General features: G+C 73.0%; 23 protein-coding genes. 10 read left to right on the top strand and 13 right to left on the bottom strand.

Annotation, left to right across the window (positions count from 1 at the left end):
• Position 1: 1 nt before the first annotated feature.
• Positions 2 to 1147, bottom strand: coding sequence for a class I tRNA ligase family protein (locus HHX35_RS22680; protein WP_182900766.1), 1146 nt, complete (start codon positions 1145 to 1147; stop codon positions 2 to 4).
• 10 nt (positions 1148 to 1157) lie between these two features.
• Positions 1158 to 2876 carry a DNA polymerase/3'-5' exonuclease PolX gene (gene polX, locus HHX35_RS22675; RefSeq protein WP_182900765.1) on the bottom strand — a complete coding sequence of 573 codons (1719 nt, stop codon included), beginning with the start codon at positions 2874 to 2876 and terminating at the stop codon, positions 1158 to 1160.
• A gap of 159 nt (positions 2877 to 3035) precedes the next feature.
• On the opposite strand from polX, the gene HHX35_RS22670 reads away from it, so the two are divergent.
• Together HHX35_RS22670 and HHX35_RS22665 are read left to right on the top strand one after the other, a co-directional pair.
• A complete protein-coding gene (locus HHX35_RS22670) occupies positions 3036 to 4235 on the top strand; it encodes a sensor histidine kinase (protein ID WP_220505753.1) in 1200 nt (399 codons plus the stop codon).
• The gene (locus tag HHX35_RS22665; RefSeq protein WP_182900764.1) at positions 4232 to 4837 is read left to right on the top strand and encodes a response regulator transcription factor; all 606 of its coding nucleotides are present in this window, start codon (positions 4232 to 4234) and stop codon (positions 4835 to 4837) included. Before HHX35_RS22670 ends, HHX35_RS22665 begins: the two co-directional genes overlap by 4 nt.
• Positions 4838 to 4841: 4 nt before the next feature.
• Here HHX35_RS22665 and HHX35_RS22660 read toward each other — a convergent pair whose 3' ends face one another.
• Entirely contained in the window at positions 4842 to 5120 is a 279-nt protein-coding gene (locus HHX35_RS22660; protein ID WP_310739232.1) for a helix-turn-helix domain-containing protein, read from the bottom strand.
• On the opposite strand from HHX35_RS22660, the gene HHX35_RS42685 reads away from it, so the two are divergent.
• Positions 5100 to 5372 carry a hypothetical protein gene (locus HHX35_RS42685; RefSeq protein WP_220505752.1) on the top strand — a complete coding sequence of 91 codons (273 nt, stop codon included), beginning with the start codon at positions 5100 to 5102 and terminating at the stop codon, positions 5370 to 5372. The two genes, HHX35_RS22660 and HHX35_RS42685, sit on opposite strands and share 21 nt — an antisense overlap.
• Here the strand turns inward: HHX35_RS42685 and HHX35_RS22655 are convergent.
• The 3 genes from HHX35_RS22655 to HHX35_RS22645 all read right to left on the bottom strand — a co-directional run bounded on the left by HHX35_RS22655 (position 5362) and on the right by HHX35_RS22645 (position 8953).
• Positions 5362 to 6369, bottom strand: coding sequence for an acetamidase/formamidase family protein (locus HHX35_RS22655; protein WP_182900762.1), 1008 nt, complete (start codon positions 6367 to 6369; stop codon positions 5362 to 5364). The two genes, HHX35_RS42685 and HHX35_RS22655, sit on opposite strands and share 11 nt — an antisense overlap.
• Entirely contained in the window at positions 6366 to 7766 is a 1401-nt protein-coding gene (locus HHX35_RS22650; RefSeq protein ID WP_182900761.1) for an APC family permease, read from the bottom strand. Before HHX35_RS22650 ends, HHX35_RS22655 begins: the two co-directional genes overlap by 4 nt.
• Positions 7767 to 7846: 80 nt before the next feature.
• Entirely contained in the window at positions 7847 to 8953 is a 1107-nt protein-coding gene (locus HHX35_RS22645; RefSeq protein WP_182900760.1) for a substrate-binding domain-containing protein, read from the bottom strand.
• On the opposite strand from HHX35_RS22645, the gene HHX35_RS22640 reads away from it, so the two are divergent.
• From HHX35_RS22640 to HHX35_RS22630, 3 genes are all read left to right on the top strand, one after another.
• Positions 8954 to 9406, top strand: coding sequence for a MarR family transcriptional regulator (locus HHX35_RS22640; protein WP_310739230.1), 453 nt, complete (start codon positions 8954 to 8956; stop codon positions 9404 to 9406). It begins immediately after the preceding gene.
• A gap of 87 nt (positions 9407 to 9493) precedes the next feature.
• On the top strand, positions 9494 to 10297 hold the full coding sequence (locus HHX35_RS22635; protein WP_182900758.1) for a TetR/AcrR family transcriptional regulator: 804 nt from the start codon (positions 9494 to 9496) through the stop codon (positions 10295 to 10297).
• 15 nt (positions 10298 to 10312) lie between these two features.
• Positions 10313 to 11575, top strand: coding sequence for a cytochrome P450 (locus HHX35_RS22630; protein WP_182900757.1), 1263 nt, complete (start codon positions 10313 to 10315; stop codon positions 11573 to 11575).
• Positions 11576 to 11615: 40 nt separating this feature from the next.
• Here HHX35_RS22630 and HHX35_RS22625 read toward each other — a convergent pair whose 3' ends face one another.
• The gene (locus HHX35_RS22625) at positions 11616 to 12578 is read right to left on the bottom strand and encodes an ankyrin repeat domain-containing protein (RefSeq protein ID WP_182900756.1); all 963 of its coding nucleotides are present in this window, start codon (positions 12576 to 12578) and stop codon (positions 11616 to 11618) included.
• Positions 12579 to 12783: 205 nt separating this feature from the next.
• Between HHX35_RS22625 and HHX35_RS22620 the strand changes: the two genes are divergently transcribed.
• A complete protein-coding gene (locus HHX35_RS22620; RefSeq protein ID WP_182900755.1) occupies positions 12784 to 13533 on the top strand; it encodes a nucleotidyltransferase domain-containing protein in 750 nt (249 codons plus the stop codon).
• 39 nt (positions 13534 to 13572) lie between these two features.
• Here HHX35_RS22620 and HHX35_RS22615 read toward each other — a convergent pair whose 3' ends face one another.
• The 4 genes from HHX35_RS22615 to HHX35_RS22600 form a co-directional block, all read right to left on the bottom strand.
• Positions 13573 to 15171: a peptide chain release factor 3 gene (locus HHX35_RS22615; RefSeq protein WP_182900754.1), complete on the bottom strand. Its 1599-nt coding sequence runs from the start codon at positions 15169 to 15171 to the stop codon at positions 13573 to 13575.
• Between the two features lie 157 nt (positions 15172 to 15328).
• On the bottom strand, positions 15329 to 16486 hold the full coding sequence (locus HHX35_RS22610) for an acetyl-CoA C-acetyltransferase (RefSeq protein WP_182900753.1): 1158 nt from the start codon (positions 16484 to 16486) through the stop codon (positions 15329 to 15331).
• 11 nt (positions 16487 to 16497) lie between these two features.
• Positions 16498 to 17118, bottom strand: a complete 621-nt coding sequence (locus HHX35_RS22605) for a TetR/AcrR family transcriptional regulator (RefSeq protein ID WP_182900752.1) — start codon at positions 17116 to 17118, stop codon at positions 16498 to 16500.
• 16 nt (positions 17119 to 17134) lie between these two features.
• A complete protein-coding gene (locus HHX35_RS22600) occupies positions 17135 to 17908 on the bottom strand; it encodes an SDR family oxidoreductase (RefSeq protein ID WP_182900751.1) in 774 nt (257 codons plus the stop codon).
• Positions 17909 to 17981: 73 nt separating this feature from the next.
• Between HHX35_RS22600 and HHX35_RS22595 the strand changes: the two genes are divergently transcribed.
• Genes HHX35_RS22595 through HHX35_RS22585 form a run of 3 tightly spaced genes read left to right on the top strand, consistent with a single transcriptional unit; the run spans position 17982 to position 20936 of the window.
• The gene (locus tag HHX35_RS22595; protein WP_182900750.1) at positions 17982 to 18821 is read left to right on the top strand and encodes an enoyl-CoA hydratase; all 840 of its coding nucleotides are present in this window, start codon (positions 17982 to 17984) and stop codon (positions 18819 to 18821) included.
• Complete coding sequence (locus HHX35_RS22590; RefSeq protein ID WP_182900749.1) at positions 18811 to 19941, top strand: acyl-CoA dehydrogenase family protein; 1131 nt, start codon at positions 18811 to 18813, stop codon at positions 19939 to 19941. Before HHX35_RS22595 ends, HHX35_RS22590 begins: the two co-directional genes overlap by 11 nt.
• Positions 19938 to 20936: an acyl-CoA dehydrogenase family protein gene (locus tag HHX35_RS22585; RefSeq protein ID WP_182900748.1), complete on the top strand. Its 999-nt coding sequence runs from the start codon at positions 19938 to 19940 to the stop codon at positions 20934 to 20936. The genes HHX35_RS22590 and HHX35_RS22585 overlap by 4 nt, the downstream gene beginning before the upstream one ends.
• On the opposite strand, the gene HHX35_RS22580 is transcribed toward HHX35_RS22585, so the two are convergent.
• On the bottom strand, positions 20922 to 21737 hold the full coding sequence (locus tag HHX35_RS22580) for an MBL fold metallo-hydrolase (protein WP_182900747.1): 816 nt from the start codon (positions 21735 to 21737) through the stop codon (positions 20922 to 20924). The genes HHX35_RS22585 and HHX35_RS22580 overlap by 15 nt on opposite strands.
• The gene (locus tag HHX35_RS22575) at positions 21734 to 22321 is read right to left on the bottom strand and encodes a TetR/AcrR family transcriptional regulator (RefSeq protein WP_182900746.1); all 588 of its coding nucleotides are present in this window, start codon (positions 22319 to 22321) and stop codon (positions 21734 to 21736) included. Before HHX35_RS22575 ends, HHX35_RS22580 begins: the two co-directional genes overlap by 4 nt.
• Positions 22322 to 22325: the final 4 nt, after the last annotated feature.

Here is a 22325-nt window from a genome sequence, read left to right as displayed (position 1 = left end):
ATCACCCCAGCGCGAGCACCGCGATGACCGTGCGGGCGGCCTGCCCGCCCTCCTCCTCGGCGATCGCCAGGGCGGTCGCGACGTCCAGGTCGTCCAGCAGCGCGCGCACCGCCGCCCGCTCCCCCGCCGCCGAGGCCGCGGGCCGCCCGGCGGCGGTTCGGTAGGCGGCACGGTAGGCGGCACGGTAGGCGGCACGGTGCAGCCGCTCCAGCCGGGCCGCGGCCTCCTCCAGGCCGCCGGGGTGGTAGTCCCAGTCGGCCGCCCACGGGTGGCCGAGCAGCAGCAGGCGGACGGCGCCGACCGGGTGGTGCCGCAGCAGGTCGGTGGTGAAGACGAGGTTGCCCGCCGACTTGGCCATCTTGGCGCCGTCGACGCGGACCACCCCCACATGCAGCCAGGCGCGGGCGAACGGCCGCACCCCGGTCACCGCCTCGGCCATCGCGGCCTCGTAGGCGTGGTGCGGGAAACGCAGGTCGGCGCCGCCCGCGTGCAGGTCGAGGGCCGGCCCGTAGGTGGTCATCGCCATGGCGGCGCACTCGGCGTGCCAGCCCGGCCGCCCCTCGCCCCACTCGCTGGGCCAGCCCGGCTCTCCCTTCGCCGACGGCCGCCAGATCGCGACGTCCGCCGGGTCGTCCCTGCGCGGGTCGGCCCCGCCGGAACCGGGGTCGTCGCCGAACTCGGCCAGCAGGCGGGCCGCCTCCTCGGCGCCGATCCCCGCCCGCTCCCGCACGCCCGAGCCCCGGAAGTACACCGCGCCGTCCCGCTCGTACGCGTGGCCCAGCTCCAGCAGGGCGCGGGCGAGCGCGACGACCTGCGGCACGTAGGTGTGCGCCCGCGGCTCGTACGTCACCGGGTGCACGTGCAACGCGGCCATGTCCCTGTCGAAGTAGAACTGCTGCACGGCGGCGAAGCTGTCGTAGGGGCTGCCGGCCCGGCGCGCCGCCGAGGTCAGCACGTCGTCCACGTCGGTGACGTTGCGGCACACCTCGACGGGCACACCGGCGTGCCGCAGCACCCGCGCCGCCACGTCGGCCCACACGAACGTCCTGGCATGACCGAGATGGGTCGTGTCGTAGGGCGTGATCCCGCACACGTACATCCGGGCGCGGCCCACCACGGGCAGCGGCCGCCGGCCGATCGTCAGCATGTAACCCCCTTCATCCCGGGCGGAGGAACTCCCGCAGCCGATCCAATGGCCACGTGTTGACTACCCGGTCGGGGGTGAGCCAGCCGCGCTGCGCGGTGCCGACGCCGTATCGGATGACGTCGAGGTGCGGCACGGCGTGCGCGTCGCTGTCGATCGAGAACAGCACGCCCCGGTCGGCGGCCCGCCGGACGAGGCCCGAGGGCAGGTCGAGCCGGTCGGGGAAGGAGTCGATCTCCAGCGCCGTCCCGGTGCGGACGCAGGCGTCGAACACCCTCGGCCAGTCGGCGTCCACCGGCTCCCGCCTGCCGATCAACCGCGCCGTCGGATGGCCGATGATCTTCACGTACGGGTTCTCGCAGGCCCGGATCAGCCGCCGGGTCATCTCTTCCGGCGACTGGGTGAAGTGCGAGTGCACCGAGGCCACGCACAGGTCGAACCCGGCCAGGAACTCCGGCGGCCAGTCGACCTCGCCCTCCGGGTCGATGTTGAGCTCGCATCCGTGCAGCAGCGTCATACCGGGGTGGGCGGCGCCGAGGCGGCGCAGCCGCTCGCGCTGGTCCAGCGCCTTCTCGTCGGTCATCCGCTGCATGTAGAGGTTGGGCGCGTGGTCGGTCACCGCGTAGTAGCCGTAGCCGCGCGCCGCGGCCGCCTCGACCATCTCCTCCAGCGGCGCCAGCCCGTCGGTCAGGTCGGTGTGGGTGTGCAGGTCGCCGCGGATGTCGGCCAGGGTCACCACCCGGGGCAGTCCCTCGCCCAGCGCGGCCTCGATCTCCCCGGTGTCCTCGCGCAGCGTCGGCTCGATCCACGGCAGGCCGAGCATGCCGTACACCTCCGCCTCGTCCGCCGAAGTGATCTTCTCACCGGTCGCCACGTCGAACACGCCGTACTCCGACAGCTTCAGCTTCCGGTGCACGGCGATCTCCCGGGTGCGGATGTTGTGCGCCTTCGAGCCGGTGAAGTACTGCAGCGCCGCCCCCCAGGAGTCCCTCGGCACCACCCGCAGGTCGACCTGGAGCCCCGCGGCCGTGCGTACCGAGCTCTTCGTCTCTCCGTGCGCGATCACCTCGGTGACGTACGGCAGCGTGGTGAAGGCCGCCATCAGGGCAGCCGAGTCGTCGGCCGTGGCCAGGACGTCGACGTCGCCGATCGTGTCCTTCATCCGCCGCAGCGACCCGGCGTACGCGCACCGCTCGCAGCCCGGCACGGCCGACAGCGCGGGCACGACCTCCTCGGCGACGGCCATCGCGATCCCGATGTGCACCCGGCTGCCGGTCTTGCGCATCACCTCGATGCCGTGGAGCAGGTTCTCCTCGGTCTTCGCCCCGAACCCGTGCAGCCCCTCCAGGACCCCGGCACGGATGGCGTCCTCCAGCTTCTCGATCGAGTCGACGCCCCGCTCGTGATACAGGACCATGGCCTTCTTCGGCCCGAGCGTGGGGATCGTGGTCAGCAGGCGCACCCCGGCGGGGATCTTCGTCCGCAGCTCCTCCAGCTGGTGGATCGACCCGGTCCGCAGGTATTCGTCGATTTTCGCGGCGATCGACGCGCCGACGTTCGGGATCGCCCGCAGGGCCGTCGCGTCCATGCCGTCGATCTCCCGGCCGTACCCGCCGACCGACCGGGCCGCCTTCTCGTAGACCCGCACCTTGAACGCGTCGCCCCCGGTGATCGCGATCAGGTCGGCGTACTCCTGCAGCAGCCCGGCGACATCCTCGTTGCACCGTCTCATCGCAGGCACCCCTTACGTCAGGCTGCGACGCGCCCCGGGGACCTCTCCAGGTGCCGAGGTCCCGGTTCGGTGTGACCGAAGACCCGGGTGATTCGTACTGCCGGGAAGGCGACATCCCGCCCTGCCCGCTCCGGCCGGAAGCCGACCATAATGGCGGCCATGGCGGAGGCGGCGGCGCGGATGCGGGCGGACGAGTGCGAGCCCGGGGCTGCCCGGCCGGGCCGTTTCCGGCCGCGGCTCCCCACACGGCTGCCGGTCCGGTTGCTCGTCCCCGCGCTCGGGCTGACCGTCCTCCTGCTGATCGCGCCGGCCACCGTCGCGGCGTCGGCGGATCCCGCCTGGCCCGCCTGCGCCCTGGTGGCCGCCGCGGGGGTGTCGTTCGCGGGAGCCGTGCTGACCGCCCGCCGGGGTCGTCCGGACGTACGGCCCCTGCCTGTGGCGTTCGTCGCGCTGCTCGCGGCGGTCACGGTCACGGCGCCCCTGGCCTACAGAACGGACGGGTGGCAGACGCTGTTCTCCCTGCTCGCCGTGGCCGTGGCTCTCGTGCTCCCGGTGCGCGCCGCGCCCCCGCTCGTCGCCGTCACGGCCGCGCTGGCCGCGATCATCCCGGTCCACGGGGGCTCGTTCGGCGAGGCGCTGTGGGGCGCGGCGCTGACCACCCTGCTCGCCGGGATCACGACGTACGGCTTCCGCAGGATGGCCGAGGTGATCGAGGAACTCGGCCGGACCAGGGAGAAGCTGGCCGTCGCCGCCGTCTCGGCCGAGCGCCTGCGCTTCTCGCGCGACCTGCACGACCTGCTCGGCCACACGCTCTCGATGGTGGTCGTCAAGGCCGAGGCCGTGCGGCGGCTGGCCCCGCGCGACACGGACGCGGCCGTGCGGCACGCGGCGGACATCGAGGCCATCGGGCGGCAGGCACTCACCGAGGTGCGCGAGGCGGTCACGGGTTACCGGGACGCGAGCCTCGCCTTCGAACTGGACAGCGCCAGGGCGGCCCTGGCCGCGGCCGGCGTCGACTGCGTGGTGAAGGAGTCGGGGCCCGCGCTGTCGCGGGAGACCGACCTGCTGCTGAGCTGGGTCGTCCGGGAGGGGGTCACGAACGTCGTGCGGCATTCCGGCGCCCGGCGCTGCGTCATCACCCTGCGCCGCGACCGCGACCCGGTGCTGGTCGAGATCAGCGACGACGGGACCGGCGGCGCTGTGGGCGAGGAGGACGGCAGCGGCCTGCGCGGGCTGCGCGAGCGCCTGGCCGCCGCGGGCGGGCGGCTGACCGCCGCCCGCCTGCCGCGCGGGTTCGTCCTCACCGCCGAGATCCCGCACGCGGGCGTGGACGACGACGACCGGGAGGACGGCCTGTGACCCGCGTGCTGATCGCCGAGGACCAGACGATGATGCGCGACGCGCTCACCGTGCTGCTCGATCTGGAGGACGACTTCGAGGTCGTCGCGCAGGTCGCGACGGCGGGCGAGATCGTTCCCGCCGCGCTGCGGGCCAAGCCCGACGTGGCCCTGCTCGACATCGAGATGCCCGGCGGCAGCGGGCTCGACGCGACCGCGGACCTGCGGGCCGCCCTCCCGGAGTGCGTGGTGGTCATCGTCACGACGTTCGGACGGCCCGGCTATCTGCGCCGGGCGCTGGACGCGGGCGCCAGGGGCTTCGTGGTCAAGGACCGGCCCGTGGGCGAGCTGGCCCAGGCGATCAGGCGCGTGCTCGCGGGCGAGGTCGTGGTCGACCCCGCCCTGGCCACGGCCGCCCTGAGCGCAGGGCCGAACCCGCTGACGCCGCGCGAGCGCGACGTGCTCGCCGCCGCCGCCGACGGCTCCACCGCCGCCGACATCTCACAGCGCCTCTACCTGTCGGAGAGCACCGTACGCAACCACCTGTCGGCGTGCATCATCAAGACCGGCACCCGCAACCGCATGGAGGCCGTCCGGGTCGCCCGCCACAACGGCTGGCTGTGACCCCTCAGTCGCGCCGGTCGTAGGCGCGGCGGGCGGCCGACAGGGCGGACCTGTTGCGTCGCGCCCAGGCCGCCAGGGCCTCAAGGGGCTCGCGGATCTCCTCGGCGAGCGGGGTGATGGCGTACTCGACCCGGGGCGGCGCGTCCGGATGGACCGTGCGGGTGACCAGCCCGTTGCGCTCCAGGGCGCGCAGGTTCAGCGTCAGCATGCGGCGGCTGATGCCGTCGATCGCCCGCTCCAGCTGAGTGAACCGGCGCGGCCCGTGCCCGAGTTCGAGCAGCACCTGCGCGCTCCACGCCGCGCGACCCCGCGGCGTACACGCTGCGCCGCCGGGCCGAGTACGTCGCGGCGGTCCTCGACGACGCCGGCGTCCGACGCGCGGCGCGGCACCGCCGACCCCTGGCACGAGCCCATGCGCGAGGTCGCCCGGAGGGCCGGCGCCGGGTTCTTCTCCGTGCCCGGCGCCGACCACCAGGGCGGCTGGATCAGGTCGGGCGACGTGCTCTCGCACGTGCTGCCCTTCCTCAACGGCTGAGGTACTCCTCGCCGAGGGCGCGCAGGCGGGCGTGCGCGGAGCCGTACACGTCCGGGTCGCCCAGGTACGCCTTGGGCAGCTTGGCCACCATCGTGTAGTTGGTGTCGCAGACGTTGCCGACCGGGGCCTCCCCGCCCTGGCTGACGAGCTGGTAGGCGTCCAGCTCGTGGAGGCCGGTGAGGGAGGCGGTCCAGGTGACGAGGTCGTGCTGGCTGATGCGGTAGGCGTCCTCCAGCGGCCGCGCCGAGCCGGTCGACATGATGTGGCGGTCGTCCTCGAGCCGGGGCCACGGCGTGACGACGCCCTTGATCAGCTCGACGGCCACGACGGTGTTCATCGCCGCCTCGACGGCGGTGCCGCAGACCTCGCCGTGGCCCTGGCGGCAGTGGCCGTCGCCGATCGCGAACAGCGCGCCGGGAACGTTGACGCCCAGGTAGACCGTGACCCCGGCGCGCAGCTCGGGGGTGTCCATGTTGCCGCCGTGGGCGTCCGGCGTGATGGTCATCCGCGCCTCGGCCGCGGCCGGGGCGACGCCCACGGTCCCGTGCATCGGGTCGAGCGGCATCTCGACGGCGAAGTCGCCCCGCCGGGCCCGGTAGCGCACGGTCCGCCGCTCGGCGTCCACCTGGTACATCCACACGGCCTCCTCCAGCGGAGGCTGCAGCGTCGCGGTGGTGTGCGTGCTCGTCAGCGCCCCGAAGTGCGGGAACGTCGTGGAGACCGCCCAGTCGCGGACGGGCTCGATGGAGACGAAGTGGAGGGCCAGGGTGTCGCCGGGCTCGGCCCCCTCGACGTGGAACGGGCCGGTGACCGGATTCAGGTAGGGGAACTCGCAGACCTGCGACGGCAGGTCGCCGGTGCCGCGCACCCGGCCGCCGAAGCAGTCCTCGGTATACAGCTCCAGCACCGCGCCGGGGGCGACGGACTCGACGGCCGGGCGGCCGCCGAAGGTGTACGACAGGTCGTCGGGACGGGGACGGTAGGACACGACGTTCACTCGTTGGCCTCCGCAGTGACGGCGGACAGGGTGGGGCGCCGGCCCATCAGGTAGGAGCCGGCGAGGATCACGACGCCGATGGCCAGCCAGACGAAGCCGAGCACCTGGGCGGCGATGCTGGCGTTGATCACGACGTAGAGCAGGATCAGGAAGCCGATCGCGGGGGCCACGAGGTGCCGCCACCAGTCACGGCTGCGGTTGCGGACCACGTAGTGGACGACGACCGACACGTGCAGGGCGAGGAACGCGGTCATCGCGCCGAAGTTGACCAGCGTGCCGAGCAGCGTGATGCCGTCGTCGCGCGCGCTCATGTACAGGCCGAGGACCAGGGACACCGCGGCCACCAGGAACGTGGCGTTGACCGGCACCTTGTGCTTGGGGTGCACCTTGCCGAGGAACGCCGGGAGCTGACGGTCGCGGGCCATCGCGAACAGCAGGCGGGAGGTGGCCGCCTGGGCGACCAGGGAGTTCGCGAACCCCCACGCCACGGCGGTGGCGACCGCGGTCAGCACGCTCAGCCAGTGGCCTCCGGCGTATTCTGCGGTGTCGTAGAACGCGGTGCCGGCGGGGTCGCCCTTGGTGAGCAGGTCGGCGCGGTTGGGGGCGAGCAGCGCCGCCACCCAGGTCTGCACGACGAACAGCGCGCCGGCCAGGGCGAGGGCGAAGACCATCGAGCGGCCGAGCCGGCGGGTGCTCTCGCGGCTCTCCTCGGCGAGCATCGAGATGCCGTCGAATCCGAGGAACGACAGCACCGCCACGGACACGGCCCCGAACGCCAGTGGCCAGGAGAACGTCGAGGAGTCGAACAGCGGGCTGAGCGCGGCGCCGTGGCCCTTGCCCTGGGTCAGAGCCACGATCCCGACGATCAGGAAGATCGCCAGCACGATCAGCTCGGCGACCAACATGATCTTGTTCATCCGGGCGGTCATCTCGATGCCGAGGTAGTTGACCACCGTGTTGAGCACGATGAAGGCGATCAGCCACACCCAGATCGGCACGCCGGGCACGAACGACGTCATGGCGGCGCTCGCCACCAGGTAGAGCAGGGCCGGGACGAGGACGTAGTCGAGCAGGATCACCCAGCCCGCGAGGAAGCCGACCGGGGCGGCGATGCCCCGGCCCGCGTACGTGTAAACCGAGCCCGCCATCGGGAACGCGCGGGCCATCTGGGCGTAGGACAGGGCGGTGAACGCCATCGCGACCATGCCGATCACGTAGGCGAGCGCCACCATCCCGCCGGACGACTGGAAGACGCTGCCGAAGATGCCGAACGGCGCGATCGGCACCATGAAGATCAAACCATAGATGAGCAGGTCGGCGAAGCCGAGCGAGCGCCGCAGCTCCTGCTGGTAACCGAAGCGCTCGACGCCGGGCGCCTCTGACTGTGGGGAGGACATGGATCCGCTCCTAAACGCACGGGGGCAGAGCCGTACGATAGGGGCAATCCTTGAAAACGAAAAGGTTTCTGGTGGAAGTTTTACATCGGGTACACAAGCGGCGCGACGACCTCGAAGTCCAGCCCGTCGGCCCGGGCGAGGTACACCCGCTGGCGCACCCGGCCCGCGGTCAGCGTGAGCGGGCCGCGCCCGGACACGACCGTCGTGCCGTCGGCGACCGCCTCGACGGCCGGCACCGCCAGCGTGCCCGCGCGCCGCGCCAGGGCGGCCAGCATGAGCACCCCCTCGTAGCAGCCGTGCCCGTGCCCGTTCAGCAGCGGCGCCTCCGGGCCGAACATCGCCGTGTACCGCTCGGCCAGACCGAGGTTGGCGTCGGTGGCGATGCCCCCGAAGTACCCCATCGCGGCGTAGAGCCCACCGGTCGTGTCGCCCCCGGCGGCGAGCAGGCCGTGCTCCTCCAGCGCGCCGCACAGCCGCGCGCAGCCGAGGCCACTCGCGGCGAACGCCCGGTTGAACGCGATCAGGTCGCTGCCGATGAGGGTGAGCAGCACGGCGTCCGGCCGCACGGCGGCCAGCTGCTCCAGCAGCCGGTCCATCGCGGTCGTCCCGGGCGGGACGAGCCGCTCCCCCACGACCGTCGCGGACCGGGCACGCAGGTGCCCGCGGGCCGAGGCGTGCACCAGGCGAGGCCAGACGTAGTCGTTGCCCAGCAGGAACCAGCGGCGGGCCCGCCGGTGCTCCACCAGCCAGTCGATTCCCGGGCCGACCTGCAGCGAGGCGGGCTCGCCGAGGTAGTAGACGCCCGGACGGCGGGCGCCGCCCTCGTACGGCGGGGTGTAGACGAAGGGGGCCGCGCCGCCCAGCGCCTGCTCGACCGCGACGCGCACGTCGCTGGCGTGGGTGCCGACCACCGCCTGGACGGCTCCGGAGCGCACCAGGCCCCGCACCTCCCCGGCGACCGCGGCCGGGCCACGGCCCCCGTCCACGAGCACGAGCTCGACCGGCCTGCCCAGCACTCCCCCGGCCGCGTTGACCTCCCGGGCGGCGAGCACGGCGCAGTTGATCGCCCCCGGCCCGAGCAGGCCGAGCACGCCGGAGACCGGCACCACCAGCGCGACGCGGAGCGTGTCCGCGGGCAGCAGATGAGCCTCGAGAGAGTCGATGACGACTGTGACAGGATCGGCCACGTGCACGAGTATCCCCTGACCGAACAGGTGACCGGCCTCGGGTCGTCGCTCGCCTACCTGCTGAGCCGGGCCGAGCGCGGTGTCAACCGGGGGCTGGCCGCCGCGCTCGCCGCCGAGGACGTGACCGTCGAGCAGTGGCGCATCCTGCAGGCGCTCGCTGACGGGCGCGGGCACTCGATGGGCGATCTGGCCGAGGCCGCGCTGATGCCCCACCCCACGCTGACCAAGGCGGTGGACCGGCTGGTGGAACGCGCGGTGGTCTACCGGGGGCACGACCCGGCCGACCGCCGCAAGGTCGCGGTCTTCCTCGCCGACCGGGGCCGCGACCTGCTCGCCCGTCTGGAGGCGGGCATCGCCGAGCACCAGCGGGCGATCCTCTCGGCGTACGGCCCGGCCCGCACCGAGCGGCTGATGCGCGACCTGGAGTCACTGCTGGCCTCGCTGGAGAAGTGAGCCCGGGCGGGTGGTTCGGGTTCACCCCGGCGAACCCGGCGGGCTTCGGTCTTGCCCGGCCGCTTCTCGCGGCGTACGTTCGACTGTGTGACCGGAATCGTCATCTCGGTCACGGCCGCGGCGGAGGGGGGCACGGTGACGGACCTCGACTCCCGACCTGCGGGCCCGGCCTCCACCGGCAGCCGGGAGCGCGAGCGGGCCGAGCGCATCCTGGACGCCGCCGGCGAGCTCCTGGTGGCCTGGGGATACCCGCGCATCACGGTCGAGGACGTGGCCCGGCGGGCGGGCGTCGGCAAGGGCACCGTCTACCTGCATTTCAGCACGAAGGAGCTGCTCTTCCTCGCGGTGTTGATACGGGCCAAGGCCCGCATCATCGAGCGTCTCGCCGCCGGCGTGCGCGCCGACCCCTCGGCGGTCCTGCTCAGCAGCGCGGCCAGGTCGGCGTACCTGTGGGTGCACGAGGAGCCGATCTTCCGGGCGACGCTCCTCGGCGACGACGACACCCTCGGCGCGCTGAGCAGGAGCGCCGCCGAGAACCTGCCCGACCTGCTCGACGTGCGCGACCACGCACTCCTGGCGCACGTCGAGGTGCTGCGCGAGCACGGCCTGGTCCGCACCGATCAGTCCTCGGCCCTCCAGGTCCACGCGTACGAGTCGATCCTGACGGGCTTCGTCACGATCGAGCCTCTGTCGCCGTCCACCGTGCCCGCCCTGGAGGACAACGCCGACATGATCGCTCATGTCATTCGCGCGGCCTTCGAGCTCCCGGGGTCGCCGGAGAGCGTCCGGGCGGCGGCGCCGCGAGTGAGCGCGATCTACCAGCGCCTGCTGGACCGGCTGAACTCTGCTGTACCGACCGCACGGGAGATCCACCGGCACAAACGCACCTGACACGTGGAGGTAGGCATGAGCACTTCCAGCACGGCAGGACCCGTCAACCTGTTCGACGCGGACCTGGTGCGCGATCCGTTCGGGGGCTACTCCCACCTGCGGGAGCAGGCCCCGATGGTGCGCGGCTCCTTCCCCGGCCTGGACTCCCCGGTCTGGCTCGTCACGCGGTATGACGACGTCAAGACCGTGCTGAGCGACCGCCGGTTCGTCAACAACCCGGCCAACGTGCCGGGAGCGAGCGTGCACAACATCCGCGAGCAGCTCATCGAGGCGCGGGGGATCCCCCGCGAGTACGCCGCGTACATCCTGGACAGCGTCCTCGACTCCGACGGCGACGACCACCTCCGGCTGCGCAGGCTGGTCTCCCGCGCCTTCACCGCCCGCCGGGTGGCGGAGCTGCGGCCCCGCGTCGAGCAGATCACCGAGGATCTCCTCGATCGGCTGCCCGGCCACGCCGAGAACGGCGTCGCCGACCTGATCGAGCACTTCGCCTACCCCCTGCCGATCACCGTCATCTGTGAGCTGGTCGGCATCCCCGAGGAGGACCGCCCGCTGTGGCGGGAGTGGGGCAGGGGCCTGGTCTCGCTCGAACCGGGAGCGGTGGCCGAGCCGCTGCGGCACATGGTGACCTACATCCAGGAGCTCATCGCCCGCCGCCGGGCCGAGCCGGCCGGCGACCTGCTGACCGGCCTGATCCGCGCCCACGACGAGGACGGCGACAGGCTGACCGACACCGAGATGGTCACCATGGTCCTCACGCTCGTCCTCGCCGGGCACGAGACCACCGCCCACCTGATCGGCAACGGCACCACCGCCCTGCTGACCCACCCGGATCAGCTCGCCGCGCTGCGGGCCGACCCGGGACTGCTGCCGCGCGCGGTGCACGAGCTGATGCGCTGGTGCGGGCCCGTCCAGGGCACCCGGATCCGGTACGCGGCCGAGGACGTCGAGGTCGACGGCATGACCGTGCGCCGGGGCGAGCCGGTGATGGCGGTGCTGGTCTCCGCCAACTACGACCCCCGGCGCTTCGACGACCCCGGCCGTCTGAACATCGCCCGGGAGCCCGACGGCCACAAGGAGATCCACGTCGGCTTCGGCCACGGCCTCCACTACTGCCTGGGCGCGGCGCTGGCCCGGCAGGAGGGCGAGGTGGCCTTCGGCGCCCTCCTGCGCCGCTACCCCCGGCTCGAACTCGGCGTCGCGCCGGAGGACCTCGACCGGCAGTTCCTCCCGTTCTCCTGGCGCCTCGCCCGCCTTCCCGTACGCCTGGGGACATGAAGGAGGACATCAGGCGAGAACCGGCGTGAGGGCGGCCAGGTCATCCGGGCAGGATGACGAGGCGTTTGGGGGCGCGGAACAGCCAGTCCTCGGTCACCTCGACGCCGGTGACCAGGGTGGCGAGGGCCAGTCCGCGGGCGAGTCCGCGCGGTGAGCGGGGTGAGTGGTCGTAGAAGCGGCAGAGCCACTCCTCGGGAAGCATGTCGGCCTCGGGCCGCTGCAACGAGTGCAGGTAGCGGATCTCGGCGCCGTCCCGCCAGACCTCGATCGTGGTGTCCACGATCATGTTAGTGACGATGCTGACGGCCGGGCCCGGCGAGCTGAGCGGACCCCACAGTTCCTCGGCTCCGGGGTCGAAGCTGATGGCGCTGTAGACCACGACGCCGGCGCTTCCCGGCGGCCGGCCTAGCCAGAGTGCGGAAGCGCCGAGGGACGGGCCGACGTCCATGTACTCGTCCTCGTTCGCGAGCGGGCAGCCGGCGGGGTCCAGGCCGAGCCGGCGGATGGCCGAATCCTCGTCGATGCCCGCGACGAACGCGAAGCCGTCGCCCTCGCCGCAGTAGGTCTCCCAGGAGTCGTACGCGGCGACGAGGGCGTCGGCTTCCGCCTGCCGACGCAGCAGGCCGCCGTCCCTAGCGGGAGCGCCGGGCAGGGCGGCGAACAGGTCGGCCAGCGGCCCGGTGAGCGCGATGTCTCCAGCGGATCGGCCGGCGACGACCGGCCGCCAGGGGTCCGCGCCGGCCCGCAGCAGCGCGGCGACCGCGTCCCCGTGTCCCCGGCAGACCGCGGTCCACAGCGGTGTCTCCCACACGCCGGACGACTCCACGTCGGCGCCGTGCGCGACCAGCACCTCGATCGCCTCCGCGACGCCCTCGTAGGCGGCCTCGTGCAGGTCATCGTCCAGCGTGCGCGGATAAGCCTGATCGCCGGCGCCCTCAAGCCGGCGCCGGATGCTCTCGGGGTCGAGCCCCCGCGCGGCCAGATACTCGGTCCTTCTGCTCACAGCGTCCCCATTCACGCACAGCCGGATGAAGATCCGATCATGCCCGGAGTCCGTCAGGGCCACCAGTAGTGATACGCGGCTCGGCAGGTAAGATCAGGGCCGTGAAGTGACGACGTGGGTTTCCCGTCCGGACGAGGCCGTTGGAGCAGTGCTCCGGTCTCGGTGCCGCGTGTCCTTCCACGTCTCACGAGAAACGGCATGTCCCATGACCGATCAGGCGTTCCTCGATCACGTCGCCGACCGCCTCGCCGCCTTGCCTGGGGTCCGGGCCGTCACCCTCGGCGGCTCCCGCGCGCAGGGCACCCACACGCCCAGTAGCGACTGGGACTTCGCCCTCTACTACCGCGGCCCTTTCGACCCGGCCGGCCTGCGTGCCGTCGGCTGGGAGGGCGAGGTCTCCGAGATCGGCGGCTGGGGTGGCGGCGTCTTCAACGGCGGTGCGTGGCTGACCATCGACGGACGCCGCGCCGACGTGCACTACCGGGACCTCGACGTCGTCGAGCACGAGCTCGCCGAGGCCGAGCAGGGCCGCTTCCACTGGGAGCCGCTGATGTTCCACCTCGCGGGCATCCCCAGCTATCTGGTGGTGGCCGAGCTGGCCGTCAACCGGGTCCTGCGCGGCGCCCTGCCGCGGCCAGGCTACCCCGAGCCGCTGCGAAGGTCGGCCCCGCCGATGTGGCGCGACCGGGCGGCCATGACCCTCCAGTACGCCGGGTCCGCCTACGCCGCGCGCGGTCTGGCCACCGAAGTCGCCGGCGCCCTCGCCACCGCCGCCATGCAAACCGCCCACGCGGTCCTCGCCGCCCGCGGCGAATGGGTCACCAACGAGAAGCGGCTGCTGGAGCGGGCCGGCCTGCGCGGCGTCGACGCGATCGTGGCGGCGCTGCGCCCGGACCCGCACGCCCTCACCCGCGCCGTCGCCGAGGCGAAGGCCCTGTTCGCGGCAGCGGTGTGATCCGGCTCCGCCGCGTACGGCCCCCGCGCGTACGGCGGATCAGCCGGTGGCGCCGGGGATGCCCTGTCCGGCGATCAGCGGTTCGAGGGTCAGGCCCTCGTGCTCACGCTGGATGGAGCGCATGCGCCACTGGTCGGCGAACACGGCGAGCAGGGCCTGGTCGCGGCTGCGGGTCAGCACCTCCGCGCCGCGCTGACGCCGCAGCACCTCCGCGGACTCGGCGTCGGTGCGGAGGGCGAGGGTGTACTCCAGCCGGTCGAGGACGATCTCCGCGCCGAACTCGGTGGCCAGGCGGTGCTGCACGACCTCGAACTGCATGGGCCCCACCGCGGCGAGCACGGGGGCCTGGTCGCCGCGCAGGTCGGAGCGGAGAACCTGGATCACGCCCTCGCCGTCGAGCTGGTCGATGCCGCGGCGGAACTGCTTGGCCTTGGCGGTGCTCCGGGACCGGGCCACGGCGAAGTGCTCGGGGGCGAAGCTGGGGATGGGCGGGAACTCCACCGGCTTCCCCTCGTAGAGGGTGTCCCCGGGCCGCAGTGCGGTGGCGTTCACCAGCCCGACCACGTCTCCCGGGTACGCCTCGTCGATGGTGGCGCGCTCCTGGCCGAACACCGACTGGGCGTACTTCGTGGCGAAGGGGCGGCCGGTGGCGGCGTGGGTGAGCACCATGCCGCGCTCGAACCGGCCGGAGCAGACCCGGACGAACGCGATGCGGTCGCGGTGGGCGGGGTCCATGTTGGCCTGCACCTTGAAGACCAGGCCGGAGAACGGCGCGTCCAGCGGCCGGGCGGCGCCCTCGACGTCCGTCCGGGGCGCCGGGGCGGGGGCGAGGTCGACGAGCACGTCGAGCAGCCGGGCCACGCCGAAGTTGGACAGCGCCGCGCCGAACAGCACCGGCGTGGACTCGTGCGCCTCGAACGCCTTCTGGTCGTGCTCGGCGCCGATCGCGGCGAGCAGGTCGCTCTCCTCCCCCGCGCGGGTCCAGTCGGCCCCGAGCTCGGCGGCGGCCTGCTCGGGGGTCAGCTCGGTCTCCAGCGCCTTGGTGGCGCCGCCGGGCGTGCGGGTGTAGCGGACCGCGCGGCCTTCCATCCGGTCGACCACGCCGTGGAAGTTCCCCGCGGTGCCGATCGGCCAGGTGACCGGCGTGGGACGCAGGCCGGTGCGCTCCTCGATCTCGTCGAGCAACTCCAGCGGCTCCCGGCCCGGCCGGTCCCACTTGTTGACGAACGTGATGACGGGGATGCGGCGGTGGCGGCAGACCTCGAACAGCTTCATGGTCTGCGGCTCCATGCCCTTGGCCGCGTCGAGCAGCATGACCGCGCAGTCGACCGCGGCCAGCACACGGTAGGTGTCCTCGGAGAAGTCCGCGTGGCCGGGGGTGTCCACCAGGTTGAACACGTGGCCTCGGTAGTCGAAGCGCAGCGCGGCCGAGGTGATGGAGATGCCGCGGGCCCGCTCCATCTCCATCCAGTCGGACGTCACGCCCCGCCGGCCGGCCTTGCCGTGCACGGCTCCCGCCTGGGTGATCGCCGAGGCGTGCAGGGCGAGCGCCTCGGTCATCGTGGACTTTCCGGCGTCCGGGTGGCTGATCACCGCGAACGTGCGGCGGCGGGCCGCCTCACTCGTGGCGGTGCTCATCGCAGGATCCCCCTGTCGGCGCGGGTCGTCGTGATGCGGTCGTGCGTGCAGGCCATCCGTGCTCCCAAACAGCGTTAGGACGGTTGAGATTACCGCGCCGGGCGCCGCGCCCCGGAATCGGCGGGGCCCGGCGCGGCACTCGCCGCACGCGATGGAGCTAGAGACGCTCGATCACGGTCACGTTGGCCTGGCCGCCGCCCTCGCACATCGTCTGCAGGCCATACCGGCCGCCGGTGCGCTCGAGCTCGTGCAGGAGGGTGGTCATCAGCCGGGCGCCGGTGGCGCCGAGCGGGTGGCCGAGCGCGATCGCGCCGCCGTTGGGGTTGACCCGGGCGTGGTCCGCGCCGGTCTCCTTGAGCCAGGCCAGCACGACCGACGCGAACGCCTCGTTGATCTCGACGACGTCCATGTCGTCGATCGACATGCCGGTCTTCTTCAGCGCGTACGCCGTGGCGGGGATCGGCGCGGACAGCATGCGGATGGGGTCCTCGCCGCGGGCCGACAGGTGGTGGATCCGGGCCCGGGGCCGCAGGCCGTGCGCCCTCACCGCGGTCTCCGAGGCGATCAGCAGGGCGGCCGCGCCGTCGGAGATCTGCGAGGCGACGGCGGCGGTCAGCCGCCCGCCCTCCTCCAGGGTCTTCAGGCCCGCCATCTTCTCCGGCGAGGTGTCCCTGCGGGGGCCCTCGTCGGCGGTGACGCCCTCGAGAGGGGCGACCTCCCTGTCGAACCGGCCCTCGTCGATCGCCCGGATCGCCCGCTGGTGCGACGCGAAGGCGAACGCCTCCATGTCCTCACGGGAGATGTCCCAGTCCCTGGCGATCATCTCGGCGCCGTGGAACTGCGACACGTCCTGCTTGCCGTACCTGGCCTGCCAGCCGCGCGAGCCGACGTACGGACCCTCGGTGAAACCGAGGGAGTCGGCGGCGCCGCGCGAGGCGAAGGCGATCGGGATCTGCGACATGTTCTGCACGCCGCCGGCGACGACGAGGTCGCTGGTGCCGGACATCACCGCCTGCGCGGCGAAGTGGACGGCCTGCTGGGACGAGCCGCACTGCCGGTCGACGGTCACGCCCGGCACCTCCTCGGGCAGCCCCGCGGCCAGCCAGCAGGTGCGGGCGATGTCGCCGGCCTGCGGGCCCACCGTGTCCAGGCAGCCGAAGACCACGTCCTCCACCGCGGCCGGGTCCACCCCCGAGCGCTTCATGAGCTCGGTCAGCACGTGCGCGCCCAGGTCGGCCGGGTGGACGCCGGAAAGGCCTCCGCCGCGCCTGCCCACGGGCGTGCGAACCGCCTCGACGATGTATGCCTCCGCCATCGCAAAACTCCTCAGGTTGTTGTCAGGATCCCTTCCAGGACCATCGCTATGTACTGCCTGGCGATCTCTTCGGCCGGCAGCGGGCCGTCACCGCGGTACCAGCTCGCGGCCAGCCACACGGTGTCGCGGATGAAGCGGTAGATGAGGCCGGTGTCGAGGTCGGCCCGGAAGACGCCGTCGGTGACTCCCCGGTCCAGCACCGACAGCCACATCTCGCGGAAGCGCCCCTGCGACTCGGTCAGGTAGGAGAAGCGCGGGTTCGTCGCGAGGTGCTTGGACTCGTTCTGGTAGATCACGACGGCCGGGCGGTGGCGGTGGATGGTGCGGAACGACTCCACGATCAGCGCCTCGAAGGTCTCCCGCGCGCCGAGGCCGGAGCCGGTCACCTTGTCGTACGCCCCCCACATCTCGGTGAGGAAGGCCGACAGGATCTCGTCGACCATCGACTCCTTGGAGTCGAAGTGGTAGTAGAGGCTGCCGCCGAGCATGTCGGCGGCCTCCGCAACCTCGCGGACCGTCGTGGCCGCGTAGCCCCGTGACGCGAACACCTCGGCCGCGGTGGCCAGCAGCTCGGCCCGCCGCTCGGCGCGGGCGGCCGCGGTGCTCTCTGCGTCTCTGCGTCGTGGGCTCATGGGAAAGTTCGACCTCTCAGGGGTGCTGGCTGGAGACCGAGACGACCTCTCCGGTCATGTAGGAGGAGTAGTCGCTCGCGAGGAAGACGATAACGTTGGCGACCTCCCATGGTTCCGCGTGGCGGCCGAAGGCCTCCTTCCTGGTCAGCTCGGCCAGCAGTTCCTCGGTCGTGACCTTCGCCAGGTGCGGGTGCATGGCCAGCGAGGGGGCGACGGCGTTGACCCGCACGCCGTACGGCGCCGCCTCGATCGCCGCGCACCTGGTCAGCGCCATGACCCCGGCCTTGGCCGCCGCGTAGTGCGCCTGGCCCTCCTGGGCCCGCCAGCCGATCACCGAGGCGTTGTTCACGACCACGCCCCGGCCCCGCGGCTGCATCCGCGTGAGCGCGGCGCGGGTGCAGCGCATGGTGCCGTTCAGCGTGACGTCGAGCACCCGGCTCCACTGCTCGTCGGCCATCTCGACGAGCCTCGCCGTGCCGCCGAGGCCGGCGTTGTTCACGACCACGTCGACAGGCCCGAACCGCTCCTCCGCGGCCGTGAACAGGCTCTGCACCTGTTCCTCCGAGGTGACGTCGCAGGGGACGGCGGTCACCGTGTCCGCGCCGAACTCCCGCTCCAGGACGGCCAGGCTCTCGCCGAGGCGGCGCTCGTGGGCGTCGCTGACGACGACCCGCGCCCCCTCCTCCAGCATGCGCCGGGCGCAGGCGCCCCCGATGCCGGTGCCGGCCGCGGCGGTCACCACGGCCACCCGGTCGCGCAGCAGACCGTGACCGGTCACGTAGGTCGGCATGCCCACCCTCTCCTCACCGTACGACTCGTGATTTACTCTATCAAATAGTTGTTAGAAAGAATGCGAGGGTCCCATGACAGTGGTGCGTTACGAGCGCCGCGGGCCCGTGGCGGTGGTCACCATGAACCGCCCGGAGTACCGCAACGCGCAGAACTCGGCGATGACGTACGCCCTCGACGAGGCCTTCTACCGGGCGGTGGCCGACGACGAGGTCAAGGTGATCGTGCTGGCCGGCGAGGGCAAGCACTTCTCGGCCGGGCACGACATCGGCACGCCCGGCAGGGACGCCCACGTCTCCTTCGAGCGTAAGGCGGGCCTGTGGTGGGACCACGTCGGCAAGGAGGGCGCCGAGAGCCGCTTCGCCCGGGAGTCGGAGGTCTACCTGGGCATGTGCCGGCGGTGGCGGGAGATCCCCAAGCCGACGATCGCCATGGTGCAGGGCGCGTGCATCGCGGGCGGGCTCATGCTCGCCTGGGTCTGCGACCTGATCGTCGCCTCCGACGACGCGTTCTTCGCCGACCCCGTCGTACGCATGGGCATCCCGGGCGTCGAGTACTTCGCCCACCCCTGGGTCATGCCGCCCAGGATCGCCAAGGAGTTCCTGTTCACCGGCGACCGCATGCCGGCCCGGCGCGCGTACGAGGTGGGGATGGTCAACCGGGTCGTGCCGCGCGACGACCTGGCGACCGAGACGTTCGCGCTGGCCGAGAAGATCGCCGCGATGCCGCGGATGGGCCTGGCGCTCACCAAGAAGGCGGTCAACCAGGCCGAGGACCTGCAGGGCATGCACGCCGGGATGGACTCGGTCTTCGGCCTGCACCACCTCGCCCACGCCCACAACGCCGAGACCTCGGCCGACTCCCTGGCCGGGATGGACCCCAAGAGCATGAAGGCGGCCGCCGATGGATCTTGACCTCTCGCCGGTGGAGCCGTTCCGCGCCGAGGTGCGCGCCTGGCTCCGCGAGCACGTCCCCGCCACTCCCCTGCCGTCCCTGGAGATCGAGGAGGGCTTCGCCGCGCACCGCGCCTGGGAGCGCGAGCTGCACGAAGCCCGCCTGTCGGTGGTGTCGTGGCCCGAGGAGTACGGCGGCCGGAACGCCTCCCCGCTGGAGTGGCTGGTCTTCGAGGAGGAGTACTACGCGGCCGGGGCGCCGGGGCGGGTCAGCCAGAACGGCATCAACCTGCTCGCCCCCACGCTGTTCCAGCACGGCACGCCCGAGCAGCTCGCCCGCGTCCTGCCGTCGATGGCCTCCGGCGAGGTGATCTGGGCCCAGGCGTGGTCGGAGCCGGGCGCGGGCAGCGACCTCGCGTCCCTGCGCGCGACCGCGACCAGGACCGACGGCGGCTGGCTGCTGAACGGCCAGAAGACGTGGAGCTCGCGGGCCGCCTTCGCCGACTGGGGCTTCGGGCCGTTCCGCTCCGACCCGGAGGCCGAACGGCACCGGGGGCTGACCTACCTCATGTTCCCCCTCGACGCCGCGGGGATCACCCGCAGGCCGATCGGACGCATCGACGGCAAGCCGGCCTTCGCCGAGCTGTTCTTCGACGACGTGTTCGTCCCCGACCACGACGTGATCGGCGAGCCGGGCGCCGGGTGGAAGGTCGCGATGAGCACCACCGGCAACGAGCGCGGGCTCACGCTGCGCAGCCCCGGCCGCTTCCTGGCCGCCGCCGACCGCCTCGTGGAGCTGTGGCGCGAGCACGGCGACCCCGCCGACACCGCGCTGCGCGACCGGGTGGCCGACGCGTGGATCAAGGCGCGCGCCTACCGGCTCAAGGGCTTCGAGACGATCTCCCGTACGGAGGACGTGGGCGCCGAGTCCAGCGTCAACAAGATCTTCTGGTCGGAGCTGGACGTGGCGCTGCACGAGACGGCCCTCGACCTGCTCGGCCCGGACGGCGAGCTGGCGGGTGAGTGGCTGGAGGGATACGTCTTCTCCCTCGCAGGACCGATCTACGCCGGGACCAACGAGATCCAGCGCAACGTGATCGCCGAGCGCGTGCTCGGCCTGCCGAAGGCGGGAAGCCGATGAGATTCGTCCTCGACGCCGAGCAGCGGCTGTTCGGCGAGACCCTCGGCAAGCTGCTCACCGAGGCGGCCGTGCCCGGCGTGGTCCGCGACTGGGCCGCTGGCCGGCGCGGGCGCGGCCTCGCGCTGTGGCGCACGCTGGCCGAGGCCGGGGTGCTCGCGATCGCCGTGCCCCAGTCTGCGGGAGGGGCCGCCGGAGGCGCCGGGCCGCTGCCGGTCGAGCTGGTGACCGCGTTCCACGAGCTCGGCGGGCACGGCGTGCCCGGGCCGTACGCCGAGACCGTGGCCGCCGCCGTGCTGCTCGACCGGCTGGGCGAGGAGGCCCTGGCGAGCCGGTGGCTGCCGCCGATCGCCGAGGGCAGGGCCGTGGTCGCGCTCGCCCTGCCCCCGGCCGTGCCGTACGCGCTGGACGCCGACGCCGCCGACCTGGCGCTGCTGGTGGACGGCGAGCGGCTGTGCGCCGCCGTCCCCGGCGAGGCCCGCGCGTCCCTCGACCCCGCCCGGCGGCTGTTCCCGGTCACGCCGGGCGAGGTGCTGGCCGAGGGACCGCACGTGGCGGCGGCCGCCGCCGACGCGTACGACATGGGCGTGCTCGCGTGCGCGGCGCAGCTCGTGGGGACCGGACGCCGCCTGCTGGAGGTGTCGGTGGACTACGCGAAGGCCCGGCGGCAGTTCGGCCGGCCGATCGGCGAGTTCCAGGCGGTCAAGCACCACCTGGCCGACGCCCTGGTCGGGCTGGAGTACGCCCGCCCGCTGGTGTACGGGGCCGCCCTGGCGTACGGCACGCCGGACTTCGCCCGCGACGTGTCGGCGGCCAAGGCCGCGGCGTCCGAGGCGGCGTACGCCGCGGCGAAGATCGCACTGCAGGTGCACGGCGCGATCGCCTATACGGACGAGTACGACCCCAGCCTGCTCATCCGCAGAGCCCGCGCCCTGCACACGGCGTGGGGCTCGCCCTCGGACCACCGGGCGCGGGTGATCGGCTCACTCGCCGGTTGACACGTAACGGCGCAGCTCCCACGGGTCGTGGGCGGAGAAGACCTCCACCTCGCCCGCGTGGTCGCGGACGAGCGCGCGCAGCCGGTCGCGATTGCGCAGCCGCAGCTCGGCGTCGACCTGCGCGCCGGTCTGCACCACGTCGAGCAGCGGGTGCGGTTCCGGTTCGCCCGCCCGCAGCTCGCCGTGGTAGAAGTACGCGTCGCCCGCGTGCAGCAGCCACCGGTCGCCGTCGCGCACGGCCACCGCCGCGTGTCCGGCGGTGTGCCCGCCGAGCGGCACCAGCAGGAACTCCGGCGGCAGCCCGTGCGCCTGCCGTACGCCGCCGAAGCCGAACCACTCCTCGCCCGGGCCGGACTCGTACGTCGTCCAGCGCGGCCCGTGAGCCCAGTGCGCAGGCCGATAGCGCCGGCTGGGGGCCTCGGCCACGGCGGCGGCCAGTTCCTCCTCCAGGACGTGCACCCGGGCGTCCGGGAAGTCCGGCAGGCCGCCGGAGTGGTCGACGTCGAGGTGGGTCAGCAGGATGTGCCGAACGTCGGCGGGCGCGTAGCCGAGGCGCTCGACCTGGCGCACGGCGGTCTCGGCCGGGTCGAGCACCGGCTCGACCATCTCCGTCCAGTCCGCGGCGAGCGCGCCCGCCGGGTCGCGTACGTCGCCGAGCCCGAGCCCGGTCTCCACGAGCACCAGGCCGTCGCGCTCGGTCTCGGCGAGCAGGCAGTGGGCCACCGCGTGCGCGGGCGCCAGGCCGTCGTAGGTGGGCTCGATCTTCCGCATCGAGCCGCAGTTGAGGTGGTGGATTCTCATTCGGAGTCCTTCCGCCGGGCGGCGCCGGCGACCAGGCCGCCGATCCGTCGCGTGACCGAGTGGATGACGCCGGTGTCGCGACGCACGCGGGCGAGCAGGAGCGCTCCCTGCAGCGAGGACAGCACCAGGTCGGCGAGCGCCTCGGCCTCGTCCACACCCTGCCCGTGCAGATAGCCGGCCAGGCCGCGCAGCCAGGACGCGTACGCCGCGTCGCAGGCCGACCGGATGGGCTCGCTGTCGCCCGCGGCCTCCAGCGCGACCGTGGCCACCGGGCAGCCCTCCTGGAACCCCGACTGCTCCAGGTCGTGGGCGAGCAGGTCGCCGATCCGGGCGACGGCCTCGGCGGGACCGGGGGCGGCGGCCACGGCTGCGGCGATCCGCTCGCCGAGCTCGCCGCCCGCGACCGCCACCGCCTCGGCGGCCAGCTGCTCCTTGCCCTCGGGGAAGTGGAAGTACAGCGAGCCCTTGGGTGCCCTGCTCTCCGCCAGCACCTGGTTGAGACCGGTGGCGTTGTAGCCCTGCCGCTGGAAGAGCCCGGCGGCCGTGCGCAGGACCCGCTCGCGCGTGTCGTTCCTTCGCGTCATACCC

The sequence above is a fragment of the Microbispora sp. H10830 genome (assembly GCF_014161375.1).
In the GTDB taxonomy this organism is placed as follows: Bacteria; Actinomycetota; Actinomycetes; order Streptosporangiales; family Streptosporangiaceae; genus Microbispora; species Microbispora catharanthi.
This window is presented reverse-complemented; position numbering and strand designations above follow the sequence as displayed.

Bases quoted from the DNA above. Each gene is read 5' to 3' on its own strand.
- HHX35_RS22680 (WP_182900766.1), bottom strand. From the start codon at position 1,147: ATGCTGACGATCGGCCGGCGGCCGCTGCCCGTGGTGGGCCGCGCCCGG.
- polX (WP_182900765.1), bottom strand. From the start codon at position 2,876: ATGAGACGGTGCAACGAGGATGTCGCCGGGCTGCTGCAGGAGTACGCC.
- HHX35_RS22670 (WP_220505753.1), top strand. From the start codon at position 3,036: ATGGCGGAGGCGGCGGCGCGGATGCGGGCGGACGAGTGCGAGCCCGGG.
- HHX35_RS22650 (WP_182900761.1), bottom strand. From the start codon at position 7,766: ATGTCCTCCCCACAGTCAGAGGCGCCCGGCGTCGAGCGCTTCGGTTAC.
- HHX35_RS22630 (WP_182900757.1), top strand. From the start codon at position 10,313: ATGAGCACTTCCAGCACGGCAGGACCCGTCAACCTGTTCGACGCGGAC.
- HHX35_RS22620 (WP_182900755.1), top strand. From the start codon at position 12,784: ATGACCGATCAGGCGTTCCTCGATCACGTCGCCGACCGCCTCGCCGCC.
- HHX35_RS22615 (WP_182900754.1), bottom strand. From the start codon at position 15,171: ATGAGCACCGCCACGAGTGAGGCGGCCCGCCGCCGCACGTTCGCGGTG.
- HHX35_RS22610 (WP_182900753.1), bottom strand. From the start codon at position 16,486: ATGGCGGAGGCATACATCGTCGAGGCGGTTCGCACGCCCGTGGGCAGG.
- HHX35_RS22605 (WP_182900752.1), bottom strand. From the start codon at position 17,118: ATGAGCCCACGACGCAGAGACGCAGAGAGCACCGCGGCCGCCCGCGCC.
- HHX35_RS22600 (WP_182900751.1), bottom strand. From the start codon at position 17,908: ATGCCGACCTACGTGACCGGTCACGGTCTGCTGCGCGACCGGGTGGCC.
- HHX35_RS22595 (WP_182900750.1), top strand. From the start codon at position 17,982: ATGACAGTGGTGCGTTACGAGCGCCGCGGGCCCGTGGCGGTGGTCACC.
- HHX35_RS22590 (WP_182900749.1), top strand. From the start codon at position 18,811: ATGGATCTTGACCTCTCGCCGGTGGAGCCGTTCCGCGCCGAGGTGCGC.
- HHX35_RS22585 (WP_182900748.1), top strand. From the start codon at position 19,938: ATGAGATTCGTCCTCGACGCCGAGCAGCGGCTGTTCGGCGAGACCCTC.
- HHX35_RS22580 (WP_182900747.1), bottom strand. From the start codon at position 21,737: ATGAGAATCCACCACCTCAACTGCGGCTCGATGCGGAAGATCGAGCCC.
- HHX35_RS22575 (WP_182900746.1), bottom strand. From the start codon at position 22,321: ATGACGCGAAGGAACGACACGCGCGAGCGGGTCCTGCGCACGGCCGCC.